The 13,224-nt window shown below is 67.7% G+C and carries 15 protein-coding genes; 9 read left to right on the top strand and 6 right to left on the bottom strand.

All coding sequences use genetic code 11. The annotated features are described in order from the left end of the window. Window positions 1–71 precede the first annotated feature (71 nt). From VHA82_RS21075 to VHA82_RS21060, 4 genes are all read left to right on the top strand, one after another. Window positions 72–608 carry a class I SAM-dependent methyltransferase gene (locus tag VHA82_RS21075; RefSeq protein WP_325547184.1) on the top strand — a complete coding sequence of 179 codons (537 nt, stop codon included), beginning with the start codon at window positions 72–74 and terminating at the stop codon, window positions 606–608. Between the two features lie 34 nt (window positions 609–642). Next, window positions 643–1,527 (top strand): 4-hydroxy-tetrahydrodipicolinate synthase, encoded by an 885-nt coding sequence (gene dapA, locus VHA82_RS21070; RefSeq protein WP_325547126.1) that lies wholly within the window; start codon window positions 643–645, stop codon window positions 1,525–1,527. A 42-nt stretch (window positions 1,528–1,569) separates the two neighbouring features. After that, the gene (gene bamC / locus VHA82_RS21065; protein ID WP_325547125.1) at window positions 1,570–2,673 is read left to right on the top strand and encodes an outer membrane protein assembly factor BamC; all 1,104 of its coding nucleotides are present in this window, start codon (window positions 1,570–1,572) and stop codon (window positions 2,671–2,673) included. 144 nt (window positions 2,674–2,817) lie between these two features. Beyond that, window positions 2,818–3,594, top strand: coding sequence for an MBL fold metallo-hydrolase (locus VHA82_RS21060; protein WP_325547124.1), 777 nt, complete (start codon window positions 2,818–2,820; stop codon window positions 3,592–3,594). 54 nt (window positions 3,595–3,648) lie between these two features. Here the strand turns inward: VHA82_RS21060 and VHA82_RS21055 are convergent, their stop codons facing one another. The 3 genes from VHA82_RS21055 to VHA82_RS21045 all read right to left on the bottom strand — a co-directional run bounded on the left by VHA82_RS21055 (window position 3,649) and on the right by VHA82_RS21045 (window position 5,812). After that, a complete protein-coding gene (locus VHA82_RS21055; protein WP_325547123.1) occupies window positions 3,649–3,903 on the bottom strand; it encodes a hypothetical protein in 255 nt (84 codons plus the stop codon). 166 nt (window positions 3,904–4,069) lie between these two features. Continuing rightward, a complete protein-coding gene (locus VHA82_RS21050) occupies window positions 4,070–4,588 on the bottom strand; it encodes a hypothetical protein (RefSeq protein ID WP_325547122.1) in 519 nt (172 codons plus the stop codon). Between the two features lie 45 nt (window positions 4,589–4,633). After that, window positions 4,634–5,812: a cupin domain-containing protein gene (locus tag VHA82_RS21045; protein WP_325547121.1), complete on the bottom strand. Its 1,179-nt coding sequence runs from the start codon at window positions 5,810–5,812 to the stop codon at window positions 4,634–4,636. A 36-nt stretch (window positions 5,813–5,848) separates the two neighbouring features. Here VHA82_RS21045 and VHA82_RS21040 point away from each other — a divergent pair, with 36 nt between their 5' ends. After that, a complete protein-coding gene (locus tag VHA82_RS21040) occupies window positions 5,849–6,340 on the top strand; it encodes an FKBP-type peptidyl-prolyl cis-trans isomerase (protein ID WP_325547120.1) in 492 nt (163 codons plus the stop codon). A 289-nt stretch (window positions 6,341–6,629) separates the two neighbouring features. Here VHA82_RS21040 and VHA82_RS21035 read toward each other — a convergent pair whose 3' ends face one another. The 3 genes from VHA82_RS21035 to coaBC all read right to left on the bottom strand — a co-directional run bounded on the left by VHA82_RS21035 (window position 6,630) and on the right by coaBC (window position 8,970). Then, window positions 6,630–7,130: a glycine zipper 2TM domain-containing protein gene (locus VHA82_RS21035; protein WP_325547119.1), complete on the bottom strand. Its 501-nt coding sequence runs from the start codon at window positions 7,128–7,130 to the stop codon at window positions 6,630–6,632. Window positions 7,131–7,278: 148 nt separating this feature from the next. Next, the gene (gene dut / locus VHA82_RS21030) at window positions 7,279–7,725 is read right to left on the bottom strand and encodes a dUTP diphosphatase (RefSeq protein WP_325547118.1); all 447 of its coding nucleotides are present in this window, start codon (window positions 7,723–7,725) and stop codon (window positions 7,279–7,281) included. 30 nt (window positions 7,726–7,755) lie between these two features. Then, complete coding sequence (gene coaBC / locus VHA82_RS21025; protein WP_325547117.1) at window positions 7,756–8,970, bottom strand: bifunctional phosphopantothenoylcysteine decarboxylase/phosphopantothenate--cysteine ligase CoaBC; 1,215 nt, start codon at window positions 8,968–8,970, stop codon at window positions 7,756–7,758. 71 nt (window positions 8,971–9,041) lie between these two features. On the opposite strand from coaBC, the gene VHA82_RS21020 reads away from it, so the two are divergent. From VHA82_RS21020 to VHA82_RS21005, 4 genes are all read left to right on the top strand, one after another. Then, a complete protein-coding gene (locus VHA82_RS21020) occupies window positions 9,042–10,721 on the top strand; it encodes a CTP synthase (RefSeq protein WP_325547116.1) in 1,680 nt (559 codons plus the stop codon). Next, the gene (gene kdsA, locus VHA82_RS21015; RefSeq protein WP_325547115.1) at window positions 10,721–11,578 is read left to right on the top strand and encodes a 3-deoxy-8-phosphooctulonate synthase; all 858 of its coding nucleotides are present in this window, start codon (window positions 10,721–10,723) and stop codon (window positions 11,576–11,578) included. Before VHA82_RS21020 ends, kdsA begins: the two co-directional genes overlap by 1 nt. Before the next feature lie 77 nt (window positions 11,579–11,655). Then, entirely contained in the window at window positions 11,656–12,939 is a 1,284-nt protein-coding gene (gene eno / locus VHA82_RS21010; RefSeq protein WP_325547114.1) for a phosphopyruvate hydratase, read from the top strand. After that, window positions 12,939–13,223 (top strand): septum formation initiator family protein, encoded by a 285-nt coding sequence (locus VHA82_RS21005; RefSeq protein ID WP_325547113.1) that lies wholly within the window; start codon window positions 12,939–12,941, stop codon window positions 13,221–13,223. Before eno ends, VHA82_RS21005 begins: the two co-directional genes overlap by 1 nt. The last annotated feature ends 1 nt before the right edge of the window (window position 13,224 follow it).

The following is a 13,224-nucleotide window of genomic DNA, read 5'->3' as shown; positions in this document are numbered from 1 at the left end:
TGCGAAGCGCCATCCCGACGCTTCGCATCCACCTGGGCTCCCACCTGCGCGGGAATGACGACGACCACCGCATGCACGCGAACGATCAACCTTCCGACTGGATTCGCCGCTGGAGCCATCTCCCACGGCCGGGCGGCACCGTGCTCGACGTCGCCTGCGGGCGCGGCCGGCACATGCGCTGGTTCGCGGGGCGCGGCCACGCCGTCACGGGCGTCGATCGCGATCGGGAAGCCATCGCGGCCGCCGCCTCGGTCGGAGAGGCTGTCGAGGCCGACATCGAAAATGGCCCGTGGCCGTTCGCGAGCCGAACTTTCGACTGCGTCGTGGTCACGAACTATCTCTGGCGCGCGCTGCTGCCTTCGATCGTTTCGGCCCTCGCGCCGGGCGGCGTGCTGCTCTACGAGACCTTCGCCGCCGGCAACGAAACGCTAGGCAAGCCCTCCCGCCCCGAGTTCCTTCTGAACCACGGCGAACTGCTCGCGGCCTGCGAGCGCCTTCGCATCGTGGCCTACGAGGACGGCTTCCTCGACGGCCCGCCGCGCTTCGTGCAGAGAGTCGCCGCCGTGCGCCCCGGGCTGTCCCCTGGACCGGGGCGCTACCCGCTCTAGGTAGAATGCGCCTTTCCCTGGAAGACGAGAGTAGATGGCACCGATTACCGGCAGCATCGTGGCCCTGGTGACGCCGATGCAAGACGACGCCAGCGTGGACTACGCCGCGCTGCGCAGGCTCATCGACTGGCACATCGCCGAAGGCACCGACTGCATCGGCGTGGTCGGCACGACCGGCGAGTCGCCCACGGTCGATGTGGAAGAGCACCAGGAGATCATTCGCGTGTCGGTGGAGCAGGCCCGCGGCCGCGTGCCGATCATGGCGGGGTGCGGCGCCAATTCGACGAAAGAGGCGATCTCGCTCGCCCGCTACGCGAAATCGGTCGGCGCGGACTGCCAGCTGCAGGTCGTGCCCTACTACAACAAGCCGACACAAGAGGGCCAGTACCGGCATTTCAGGGCCATCGCCGAAGCCATCGACCTGCCGACCATTCTCTACAACGTGCCCGGGCGCACCGTCGCGGACCTGCATCACGAAACGGTGCTGCGGCTCGCGCAGGTGCCCGGCATCGTCGGCATCAAGGAAGCGACGGGCGACATCGCGCGCGCGCAGTGGCTCATTCGCGAGGCCCCCCCGGGCTTTTCGATCTATTCGGGCGACGACCCCACGGCCGTCGCCCTCATGCTGTGCGGCGGCCGCGGCAACGTGAGCGTCACGGCCAACGTCGCGCCGCGCCTGATGCACGAACTGTGCGTGGCCGCGGTCGCGGGCGATGCGAAGCGCGCGATGGAAATCCAGCTGAAGCTGATGCCGGTGCACAAGCACCTGTTCTGCGAAGCCAACCCGATTCCGGTGAAATGGGCGATGGCCCGCATGGGCCTCATGGGCGGCGCGCTGCGCCTGCCGATGACGCCGCTTTCCAGCGCGAACCAGCCGGCCGTCGAAGAGGCGCTGCGCGCGAGCGGCCTTCTCGCCTGAAGGCCGGGCACGGTACGCGAAGCCAATCCACTAGAGGGGATGATGCAAGTGAAGCAATTCGAGAAGTTCGGCGCGCTCGCCGCCGCCATGCTGGCTGTGGCGGCACTGAGCGCGTGTTCCTTTCTGGAAGGCGACAAGGTCGACTACAAGAGCGCCTCCAAGGGGCAGTCGCTCGAAGTGCCGCCCGACCTCACGCAGCTCTCGCGCGATTCGCGCTACATCGTGCCGGGCAGCGGGCCCGTCACCGCGAGCAGCTACGCCGCGGGGCAAACCGTGGCCGGCCTGCCGACCGCGGCCACGGCCATCGGCGACGTGCGCATCGAGCGCTCCGGCTCGCAGCGCTGGCTGGTGGTCAACCGCCCCCCCGACCAGCTCTGGGGGCCGGTGCGCGACTTCTGGCAGGAAAGCGGCTTCCTGATCGTGACCGATCAGCCCACCCTCGGCATCATGGAAACCGACTGGGCCGAAAACCGCGCCAAGATTCCGCAGGACCTCATCCGCAATACGCTGGGCAAGCTCATCGACTCCGTCTACTCCACGGCCGAACGCGACAAGTTCCGCACACGATTCGAGCGCAGCCCCAACGGCGGCACTGAAATCTACATCAGCCATCGCGGCATGATCGAGGTGTACGACAGCGCGCAGAAAGACCGCACGGTGTGGCAGCCGCGACCGACCGACCCCGAGCTCGAGGCCGAGTTCCTCGGCCGGCTCATGGTGCGCCTGGGCGTTCCGCAGGCTCAGTCGAAGGCGCTCGTCGCGGGTGGCGCCGAGCCTTCGACGTCGCGCGTGGTCACCGTCAACAATCTGCCGGCCGTCGAGATCGACGAAGGGTTCGACCGAGCGTGGCGCCGGGTGGGCCTTGCGCTCGATCGCACCGGCTTCACCGTGGAAGACCGCGACCGCAGCGCCGGCACGTACTTCGTGCGCTACGTGCCGCCGAGCCCCGACCGCAAGGAGCAGGGCTTCATCGCGAGGCTGTTCCACTTCGGCAGCGACAAGAGCGAGTCCCCGCTCAAGTACCGCATCGCGCTCAAGAGCGTGGGGCAGAAGACGACCGTGTCGGTGCTCAACGAGAAGGGCGCGCCGGAGACGTCGCCGACCGCGCAGCGGATCGTGCAGGTGATCGCGGACGATCTCAAATGAAAGAGCCTCGAGCCTTGGTCGCCCCCTGCCGTCATCCCCGCGAAGGCGGGGATCCAGGGGCTTCCGAACGCCCTGCATTCCCGCCTTCGCGGGAATGACGGCGCGTTGTCGAAGTTCGCCTGAAGCGAATCCTTCGCCTGCACCATGCTGCGGTTCAAGAGCCTCGGAAGCGGCAGCGGCGGCAACGCAACCGTCGTGCAGGTGGGAAGCGGCACGGAGCTCGTGCATGTCCTCGTCGACTGCGGGCTCGGCATCCGCGAGGCGGACAAGCGGCTCGGCGCGGCGGGCCTCACCGCCGATCGCATCGATGCGATCTTCATCACGCACGAACACGGCGACCACATCGGCTGCGCCGTGCAGCTCGCGCTGCGCGAACGCATTCCGCTCTGGATGAGCGGCGGCACGTGGCACGCGATCGGCAGCCCCGACTGCGAGGGTCTGCTTCGCATCGCGCGCGACGGCGCCGCCATCGACGTGGGCCCGATGCGGCTCGCGCCCTTCACCGTGCCCCACGATGCGCGCGAACCGCTGCAACTGCGCATCACGGACGGCAATGCCACCCTCGGCCTCGTCACGGACCTGGGCCATGTGTCTGCCCACGTGATGACGCACCTCGCCGGCTGCGGCACGCTGCTGCTCGAATGCAATCACGACGAGGCGATGCTGCTCGCCTCGTCCTATCCTTGGTCGCTCAAGAAGCGCGTGGGCGGTGCGTGGGGCCATCTCGCGAACAGCGCGGCGGCCGTCGCGGCGCAGGCCCTGCTCGCGCAGGGGCTGAAGCAGGTGGTGGCGGCGCATCTGAGCGAGCAGAACAACACGCCTGGGCTGGCCCGCCAAGCACTCGCGGATGCGCTCGGTTGCGCGCCCGAGGATATCCATGTGGCCGATCAGCGCACGGGATGCGAATGGCTGACCTGCTAGCCAAAACAAAAGCCGCCCGAAGGGCGGCTTCCGTGTAATCGCGCTGGAAGCCGATTACTTGGTTCCGCTCGCAGCGGATGCCATGGGCGCTGCGGCCGGCATGGCCGCGGAGGAGGCAGCACCCGAAGCTGCGGCCATCGAACCGCCGGCTGCGGATGCGTCGGCGGCGGGAGCGGGTGCGGGCGCCGGAGCGGGCGCGGGGGCAGCAGCCGGGGCCGGAGCGGGCGCGGGCGCCGGCTCTTCCTTCTTGCCGCAGGCGGCCAAGGCGGCGGCTGCGATCAGCGTCGCCAGGACGAGCGATTTCTTCATTTCAGGTTTCCTTATGTCCGATCAGGTGAAAAAACAATTTCCGGAAATTGTCGCGCGACTTCGCGGATGCGTCGGCGCGGGACCGAGCAGGAGGGACTCGAGCTCTCCCTGCTCAGCCTGACATTATAGGCACGAAACGTGTTTACGAGCGGCACGCGGGAGGCGCTCAGAGCCCCGTCGTCGTGGCCGGAAACGAAGGTGTGCTCTTCTGCAGCCACTCGTCCAGCATCTGCCGCATGCCCACTCGCCGCTCGGGCTCGCTGCCGCAAAACCCGTTGCAGCGATCGATGTCGCGCCGCTCGAGCACCCAGCCGGGGCTCCAGATCACGCTCGGCAGCTCGAGCGGGTCGGCCGCCGGACACGCCCGCGCATCGATGATGTGCGCCCACGTCCGGCGCCAGGTCACGAAGCGCGCGTGGCGCCGCACGACGTCGTCGTAGCGCTTCGCAAGAAGGATCATGTGACGCCCCGTGGCCGACCATTGCTGCAGCGATTGCGCCACGGCGCGTTCGTAAAGCGGCCAGTCCTCGAACGTGGCGTCGGCGAGGATGATTTCGCGCCAGCCCTCTTTCGCCGCCGTGGCCAGCGCGTCACGCACGAGCTGCTGGAACTCGGTCCGGCCCTCGAATCGCCGCGTGGGCAGCGCCGCGCCGCCCGTTGCCGCCTGTGCTTCTTCCTCGCTCATCGGCTTGCCCCTTTCGCCTGTGTCTTCTCTCTCTTCCTTGCGCTTTCATGCATGCTTTGCTGCATGCTTTCCTTCATGCTCGCCCCTTTCGTGAAGCCAGCCCGCTTCACACCATGATCGCAGCAGCCGCAACGCGCCGGAGCCCGCCTGGGTCAGGTCCTTGTCAGAGAGTTTGCGCTCATCCGCGAGTTTGCGCATGAGCTTCGCATCCCGCCCGCCCGCTCGCCAGCTTTCGCCGTTCACGTACACGTGTCTCGCATCGTGCATCATGCGCGTGCGCGGGTCCAGCTCGACGCAAACGCCCGCGAGACCCTTGCCCGCGCGCAGCGGAAAACCAGCCTTTCGCGCCTCGAACCAGACGTTGTGCTTGGGCTCGGTCAGGTATTCGCCGAGCGCGCGCTCGAGGAGCGACGGATTCTTCATCGCGGCGGCGACGGCATCGCGCGCGAAGCGCTGCAGCGGCTCGGGAATGCGGCCGGGCGAGTCGCTCGGGCCGCTGCCGGCGTCGCGATAGATCGCTTCGCCCGCCGCTTCGAGCGCTTCGTCGCCGATGCGCTGCAGCAGCTCCTGCGCGAGCTCGCCGCGCGCGGGCGCGCGAAAGCCGATCGAGTAGGTCTGGCATGCGCCTTGCGCGATGCCATCGTGCGCATAGCGCGGCGGAAGGTAGAGCATGTCGCCCGGCGCCAGCACGAATTCCTCCTCGGGCTCGAAGCGATCGAGGATCTTGAGCGGCAGCCCTTCTCGCAGCGTGAGGTCGCGTTGCCGCCCGATCCGCCAGCGGCGCCGTCCCTCGGCCTGCAGCAGGAAGACGTCGTAGCTGTCGAAGTGCGGCCCGACGCCTCCCGCATCGCTGGCCCAGCTGATCATGAGGTCGTCCAGCCGCGCGTCCGGCACGAAGCGAAATCTCTGCAGCAGCTCGTAGGCGCCGCGGTGATGCAGGTCCGCGCCTTGCACGAGCAGTGTCCACGCGGGCTCGGCGAGCGCGGGCAGAGCGCGGCGCGGCAGCGGCCCGCGTCGCAGCCGCCAGTGGCCGCGCCGCTGTACAACGAGGCGCGACTCCACGTCGTCGCGCGCGGCGAGGTCGAAGAGCTCCTTGCGCGTCATGAGCGGCTGGAACGCCTCGACCGCGCCACGCACGAGAAGCGGCTTCTTCTGCCAATGGCGCTTCATGAACTGTCGGGGAGTCAGGCCGCCGAGCAGGGCGAGGGGTCGGTCGATGTCCATGGGTGCGGTGGGCTGCGGATGCGACAATTCTCCCCCATGGAAGTCACCCCTCGATGCGTGGTCGCGCTCACCTGGCGGCTGCAGGACACCCTCGGCGAAGAGCTCGATACGCTGCGCGAGCCCGTGGAATTCCTGGTGGGCGGCGGCGACCTCCTTGCGAAGATCGAGGAGGCGCTGCAGGGACACGAGCCGGGCGACCGGGTGGACCTGCATCTGGAACCCGGGGACGCATTCGGCGACTACGACGAGTCGCGCGTGTTTCTGGAGCCGCGTTCCCTCTTTCCGAAGGAGCTCGAGGAAGGCATGACCTTCGAGGGCCTGCCCGAAGGTGCGCGCAGCGCCGATGCGCCCAGGGACGTGCTGTACACCGTGACCGAGATCTATCCGGACGACGTGGTGCTGGATGGCAACCATCCCCTCGCGGGGATCGCGCTGCGTCTGCACCTGAAAGTCGAGGGCGTAAGAGAGGCGACGCCAGAGGAGATCGAGCGCGGCACCGCCGGCGCGTCATTTTTCAAGGTGGGATGAGGGCGTGACGTTCTGGCGCCCGCTCGTCATTCCGGCGAAGGCACCCCCTCCGTCATTCCGGCGAAGGCACCCACTCCGTCATTCCCGCGAAGGCACCCAGTCGTCATTCCCGCGAAAGCGGGAATCCAGGGGCGTTCCAGTGCAGTTGCGAACGCCCTGGATTCCCGCTTTCGCGGGAATGACGGAGTGGGGCCCACGCGCCGCGGCATCGTCGCCCTCACGCGCCGCGGCGTCGTCGCCCTCACGCGCCGCGGCGTCGTCGCCCTTACGCGCCGCGGCGTCGCCGCCCTCACGCGCGGTAAATCACCCCACCGTCCACGCGTACGCGGTCGCCCACGTGCAGGTCGCCCGTCGCCGGGACTTCGTAGACGCGCGTGATGCCGCTGTCGGTGAGCATCGTGATGCGATAGCCCGGCACCGTCGTCGCGCCCTGCGCGTTGCGCGCGATGTGCGAGCCGAGCGCCGCGCCGCCCACACCGCCCAGCACCGTCGCGGCCGTGCGGCCCGCGCCCGCGCCGATGGTGCTGCCCAGCGCCGCGCCGGCCACGCCGCCCACGATCGCGCCGAGAATGCTCGGGCCCGACGACATCGTGGAGCCGACCGGCAGGTACTCGATACTGGTCACGCGGCCGTATTCCATGCCGACCGGCACGCTGGATGCGGGAACCACGGTCGTCGTCGTGGAGGGATACGTGTTGTACGACACGGGATAGGTCGTGCTGCAGGCCGCGAGCGACGCGGCCGCGATGCCGCAGGAAACGAGAGCGGCAAGACGGGTCTGGGTGCGCATTGTTCAACTCCTTCGAGAACGTGGCGGCGAAGCCCACCCCGGGCCCGCCTTCGTCCTTCGATTGGAAAAGCCGCGCCGCGCGGCGCCACGCAGGCATGACCGCGCATCGATGTAGGAACGTGGGGCTATCGATGTAGGAGCGGGTGGCTCAGGCTTTGCCCGTCGAGCCGTAGCCGCCCGCGCCCCGCCCGGTCGCGGGGAAGTCGCTCACCACGTTGAATTCGGCCTGCATCACGGGAACGATCACCAGCTGAGCCAGCCGCTCCATCGGCTGCAACGTGAAGGGCGTGTCGCTGCGGTTCCACGCGCTCACCATGAGCTGGCCCTGGTAGTCGCTGTCGATGAGCCCCACGAGGTTGCCAAGCACGATGCCGTGCTTGTGCCCGAGCCCCGAGCGCGGAAGGATCATCGCCGCGTAGCCCGGGTCGCGAATCCAGATCGCGATGCCGGTGGCGACCAGCTTCCACTCGTTCGCGCCAAGCGTGAGCGGCTCGTCGAGACAGGCGCGCAGGTCGAGCCCCGCGCTGCCGGAGGTCGCGTAGGCGGGCAACTGGTCGACCATGCGCGGGTCGAGGATCTTCACTTCGATCTTCATGGGGTTTCCGGGATTCGAGGATTCAACGATTCAGGCGCCGATGCGTCTCGCGATTTCGGCGACGAGCTGCCGGGCCAGGACGAGCTTGGAAGCACGCGGCAATTCCTGCACGCCGCGCTCGTCCACGAGCAGGAGCTGGTTGTCGTCCTGCCCGAAGGTGGCCGGGCCGATGTTGCCCACGATGAGCGGCACGCCCTTGCGCGCGCGCTTGGCCTGCGCGTTGCTCACGAGGTCGTGGCTTTCGGCCGCGAAACCCACGCAGTAAAGGGCGCCGGACTTCGCGCGCTCGTGCCGCGCCACGGTGGCGAGGATGTCGGGGTTTTCGGTGAAGCGAACGTGCGGGACTTCGCCCGAGCCGTCCTTCTTGATCTTGTGCCGCGCTTCTTCGGCAGGGCGCCAGTCGGCAACGGCGGCAGTCGCGATGAAGACATCGGCCGCCGGCACGCCGCCGAGCGTGGCCTCGAGCATCTGGCGGGCGGACTTCACGTCCACCCGCCGCACGCCGCGCGGCGTCGCGAGGCTCACGGGCCCCGCGACGAGCATCACTTGCGCGCCCGCTTCATGCGCCGCGCGCGCGATCGAAAAGCCCATCTTGCCCGACGACAGATTCGTGATGCCCCGCACCGGGTCGAGCGCCTCGAAGGTCGGCCCCGCGGTCACCAGCACGCGCCTGCCCGCGAGCGCCTTCGGCTGGAACGACGCGATCACGTCTTCCAGCAGTTGTTCGGGCTCCAGCATGCGACCGTCGCCCGTTTCCCCGCATGCCTGGGAGCCGGTGCCCACGCCGAGGATTCGCGCGCCGTCCGCCGCGCATTGCGCCATGTTGCGCTGGGTCGCGGGATGCGCCCACATTTCGCGGTTCATCGCGGGCGCGATGAGCAAAGGCACGCGCTCGGCCGGGCGGGCGAGGCACAGGAGCGACAGCAGCTCGTCGGCCCGCCCCTGCACGAGTCTGGCCAGAAAGTCGGCGCTGCAAGGCGCGATCAGGATCGCATCGGCTTCGCGCGAGAGATTGATGTGCGGCATGCCGTTGGGCTCGCGCGCGTCCCACTGGGATGTGTAGACGGGCCGGCCGGACAGCGCCTGCATCGTGACGGCCGTGATGAACTGCTCGGCGGCTTCGGTCATGACGACCTGCACGGTCGCGCCCTCCTTCACGAGCCCGCGGCACAGTTCCGCGCTCTTGTAACAGGCGATGCCGCCGGTGAGGCCGAGGACGATGTGCTTGCCGGTGAGGTCCGTCATGGCTCAGGATGTTACCCGGCCCGTATAATCCTGCTTTACCACCGAAGCGGAAGTTTCCCTTCCGAACCGACATGACCAAATTCGTGTTCGTCACCGGCGGTGTGGTGTCCTCCCTCGGCAAGGGAATCGCCTCAGCCTCCCTCGCAGCGATCCTGGAGTCGCGGGGCCTCAAAGTCACCCTCATCAAGCTCGATCCGTACATCAACGTCGACCCCGGCACGATGTCGCCGTTCCAGCACGGCGAAGTGTTCGTGACGGACGACGGCGCCGAAACCGACCTCGACCTCGGCCACTACGAACGCTTCGTCACCACGCGCATGCGCAAGGCGAACAACTTCACGACCGGCCAGATCTACAAGAGCGTGCTCGAGAAGGAGCGCCGCGGCGACTACCTCGGCAAGACGGTGCAGGTGATCCCGCACGTCACCAACGAGATCCAGGAATTCATCCGCCGCGGCGCGGGCACGGGCACGCCGGGCGAAGCGGACGTCGCGATCGTCGAGATCGGCGGCACCGTGGGCGACATCGAGTCGCTTCCCTTCCTCGAGGCCGCGCGTCAGATGTCGCTCAAGATGGGGCCGAACATGTCGGCCTTCGTGCACCTCACGTACGTGCCGTGGATCAGCGCCGCGGGCGAACTCAAGACCAAGCCCACCCAGCACACCGCGCAGAAGCTGCGCGAGATCGGCATCCAGGCCGATGCGCTGCTTTGCCGCGCCGACCGCAAGATTCCCGAGGACGAGGCCGAGAAGATCAGCCTCTTCACCAACGTGCCGCGCTGGGGCGTGATCAGCATGTGGGATGTGGACACGATCTACAAGGTCCCGCGCATGCTGCACGAGCAGGGGCTCGACGGCCTCATCTGCGACAAGCTGCGCCTGAACACGCCGCCGGCCAACCTGAAGCGCTGGGACGACCTCGTCTACGAGCAGGAGCATCCGCGCGGCGAAGTCACGATCGCGATGGTCGGCAAGTACGTCGATCTCTCCGACAGCTACAAGTCGCTCAACGAGGCGCTTCGGCATGCGGGCATCAAGAATCACGTGCGCGTGAAGATCGAGTACGTCGATTCGGAAACGATCACGCCCGAGACCGCGGGCCAGCTCGGCCGCTTCGACGCGATCCTCGTGCCGGGCGGCTTCGGCAAGCGCGGCATCGAAGGCAAGATCGCGGCGGCGCGCTTCGCGCGCGAGCACAAGGTGCCCTATCTCGGCATCTGCCTGGGCATGCAGGTCGCGACGATCGAATACGCCCGCGACGTCGCGGGACTTCCCGGCGCAAACAGCACCGAATTCGATCCGCATTGCCAGCATCCGGTGATCGCGCTCATCACCGAATGGCAGGACCACGACGGCAGCATCCAGCGCCGCAGCGAAACGTCGGACCTGGGCGGCACGATGCGCCTGGGCGCGCAGAGCTCCGACGTGTCCCGCGGCACGCTCGCGCACCGCATCTACGGCGACGTGGTGACGGAACGCCACCGCCACCGCTACGAGGCGAACGTGCACTACCTCGACCGCCTGCGCGAAGCGGGCCTCGTCATCTCCGCGCTCACGCAGCGCGAGCATCTCACGGAGATCGTGGAGTTGCCGCAGGCGGTGCACCCGTGGTTCATGGGCGTGCAGTTCCACCCGGAATTCAAGTCCACGCCGTGGGACGGCCACCCGCTCTTCAACTCCTTCGTCCAGGCGGCGTGCGAACACCAGGTGCAAAGCGGCAAGAAGGGTTCGGGCCTGAAGGCGGTCGCGTAATGAAACTCTGCGACTTCGAAGCGGGACTCGCCGAGCCCTTCTTCCTCATCGCCGGCCCCTGCGTGGTCGAGTCCGAGCAACTGCAGATGGACGTCGCCGGACAACTGAAGGCGATCACGCGCGAACTCGGCATCCACTTCATCTTCAAGAGCAGCTACGACAAGGCCAATCGCTCCTCCGGCACGAGCTTTCGCGGTCCGGGCATGCAAAAGGGCCTCGAGATCCTCGCGAAGGTGAAGCGCGAGCTCGGCGTGCCGATCCTTACCGACGTGCACACGGAAGACGAAGTGCCGCTCGCGGCCGAAGTCGCCGACGTGCTGCAGACGCCCGCGTTCCTGTGCCGCCAGACCGATTTCATCCGCGCCGTCGCGCAGTCGGGCCGTCCCGTCAACATCAAGAAGGGCCAGTTCCTCGCGCCGCACGACATGAAGAACGTGATCGACAAGGCGCGTGCGGCGGCGCGCGAAAAGGGCCTCGCGGAAGACAGCTTCCTCGCCTGCGAGCGCGGCGCGAGCTTCGGCTACAACAACCTCGTGTCGGACATGCGATCGCTTGCGATCATGCGCGAGACCGGCGCGCCCGTGGTGTTCGATGCGACGCATTCCGTGCAGCTGCCGGGCGGCCAGGGCACGACTTCGGGCGGCATGCGCGAAATGGTGCCGGTGCTCGCGCGGGCCGCGGTGGCGGTGGGCGTCGCGGGCCTCTTCATGGAAACGCATCCCGACCCGGCGAAGGCACTTTCCGACGGGCCGAACGCCGTGCCGCTGAAGCACATGAAGGCGCTGCTCGAGACCTTGATGGAGCTCGATCGCGTCACCAAGGCAAAGCCGTTGCTCGAAAATGACTTCGCGCAATGACGCCAGGGTGTGGGTGCGCTTCGGCTACCCACCGAACTCCGATCGCCGCTTCAATCACCCCAACCGAAACTTGAACAATGAGTGCAATCGTTGACATCGTCGGCCGCGAAATCCTCGACTCGCGCGGCAACCCCACCGTGGAGTGCGACGTGCTGCTGGAGTCTGGCACGATGGGCCGCGCGGCCGTGCCCTCGGGCGCGTCCACCGGTTCGCGCGAAGCGATCGAACTGCGCGACGGCGACCCCAAGCGCTACGGCGGCAAGGGCGTGCTGAACGCCGTCGAACACATCAACACCGAAATCTCGGAAGCCGTGCTCGGGCTCGATGCGTCCGAGCAGAACTTCCTCGACAAGACGCTCATCGACCTCGACGGCACCGAGAACAAGAGCCGCCTCGGCGCCAACGCGATGCTCGCCGTCTCGATGGCCGTCGCGCGTGCCGCGGCCGAGGAGTCCGGCCTGCCGCTTTACCGCTACTTCGGCGGCATGAACGGCTGCATGCTGCCCGTGCCGATGATGAACGTGGTGAATGGCGGCGCGCACGCCAACAACAACCTCGACTTGCAGGAGCTCATGATCATCCCCGTGGGCGCGCCGACCTTTCGCGAGGCGCTGCGCTACGGCGCCGAAGTGTTCCAGGCGCTGAAGAAGATCATCGACGAGAAGGGCATGAGCGTGGCCGTGGGCGACGAGGGCGGGTTCGCTCCGAACGTCGAGAACCACGAAGCCGCGATCCAGATGATCCTCGCCGCGGTCGAGCGCGCGGGCTATCGTCCCGGCGAGCAGATCGCACTCGGCCTGGACTGCGCGGCGAGCGAGTTCTACAAGGAAGGCCTGTACGACCTCACCGCCGAAGGCCAGCGCCTTTCGGCGGCCGACTGGACGGGCATGCTCGAAAGCTGGGTCGCCAAGTACCCGATCATCAGCATCGAAGACGGCATGGCCGAAGGCGACTGGGACGGCTGGAAGCACCTCACCGAACGCCTGGGGCGCAAGGTGCAGCTCGTGGGCGACGATCTCTTCGTGACCAACACGAAGATCTTCAAGGAGGGCATCGCCCGCGGAATCGCCAACTCGATCCTCATCAAGATCAACCAGATCGGCACGCTCACCGAGACGTTCGCCGCGATCGAGATGGCCAAGCGCGCGAACTACACGGCCGTGGTGAGCCACCGCTCGGGCGAGACGGAGGATTCGACGATCGCGGACATCGCGGTGGGCACGAACGCCGGGCAGATCAAGACCGGTTCGCTCTCACGGTCGGACCGCATGGCGAAGTACAACCAGCTGCTGCGCATCGAGGAAGACCTGGGCGACGTGGCGCAGTATCCCGGCCGCGAGGCTTTCTACAACCTGAGGTGATGGCCCACCGCCTCGTTGCCGCGCTGCTCGTCGCCCTGCTCGCCGTCCTGCACGCGCAGCTGTGGTTCGGCCGGGGCAGCATCGGCAACGTGGCGCAGATGCGCCATCGGCTCGAGGAACTGAAGGTGGAGAACGCCAAGGCGCAGCAGGCCAACGAGCGCCTCGCCGCCGAAGTGCGCGACCTGCAGGAAGGCCTCGAGATGGTGGAAGAGAAAGCGCGCTCGGAGCTGGGCATGGTGAAGCCCAACGAGATTCTTGTGAACTACGGAAAGAACGGACGATGAG

The organism is Ramlibacter sp. (genome assembly GCF_035548915.1).
Lineage (GTDB): Bacteria > Pseudomonadota > Gammaproteobacteria > Burkholderiales > Burkholderiaceae_C > Ramlibacter.
Note: the sequence above shows the minus strand (reverse complement) of the source record. Positions and strands in the feature narration are given on the sequence as shown.

Bases quoted from the DNA above. Each gene is read 5' to 3' on its own strand.
- VHA82_RS21075 (WP_325547184.1), top strand. From the start codon at position 72: ATGCACGCGAACGATCAACCTTCCGACTGGATTCGCCGCTGGAGCCAT.
- dapA (WP_325547126.1), top strand. From the start codon at position 643: ATGGCACCGATTACCGGCAGCATCGTGGCCCTGGTGACGCCGATGCAA.
- bamC (WP_325547125.1), top strand. From the start codon at position 1,570: ATGCAAGTGAAGCAATTCGAGAAGTTCGGCGCGCTCGCCGCCGCCATG.
- VHA82_RS21060 (WP_325547124.1), top strand. From the start codon at position 2,818: ATGCTGCGGTTCAAGAGCCTCGGAAGCGGCAGCGGCGGCAACGCAACC.
- VHA82_RS21055 (WP_325547123.1), bottom strand. From the start codon at position 3,903: ATGAAGAAATCGCTCGTCCTGGCGACGCTGATCGCAGCCGCCGCCTTG.
- VHA82_RS21050 (WP_325547122.1), bottom strand. From the start codon at position 4,588: ATGAGCGAGGAAGAAGCACAGGCGGCAACGGGCGGCGCGGCGCTGCCC.
- VHA82_RS21045 (WP_325547121.1), bottom strand. From the start codon at position 5,812: ATGGACATCGACCGACCCCTCGCCCTGCTCGGCGGCCTGACTCCCCGA.
- VHA82_RS21040 (WP_325547120.1), top strand. From the start codon at position 5,849: ATGGAAGTCACCCCTCGATGCGTGGTCGCGCTCACCTGGCGGCTGCAG.
- VHA82_RS21035 (WP_325547119.1), bottom strand. From the start codon at position 7,130: ATGCGCACCCAGACCCGTCTTGCCGCTCTCGTTTCCTGCGGCATCGCG.
- dut (WP_325547118.1), bottom strand. From the start codon at position 7,725: ATGAAGATCGAAGTGAAGATCCTCGACCCGCGCATGGTCGACCAGTTG.
- coaBC (WP_325547117.1), bottom strand. From the start codon at position 8,970: ATGACGGACCTCACCGGCAAGCACATCGTCCTCGGCCTCACCGGCGGC.
- VHA82_RS21020 (WP_325547116.1), top strand. From the start codon at position 9,042: ATGACCAAATTCGTGTTCGTCACCGGCGGTGTGGTGTCCTCCCTCGGC.
- kdsA (WP_325547115.1), top strand. From the start codon at position 10,721: ATGAAACTCTGCGACTTCGAAGCGGGACTCGCCGAGCCCTTCTTCCTC.
- eno (WP_325547114.1), top strand. From the start codon at position 11,656: ATGAGTGCAATCGTTGACATCGTCGGCCGCGAAATCCTCGACTCGCGC.
- VHA82_RS21005 (WP_325547113.1), top strand. From the start codon at position 12,939: ATGGCCCACCGCCTCGTTGCCGCGCTGCTCGTCGCCCTGCTCGCCGTC.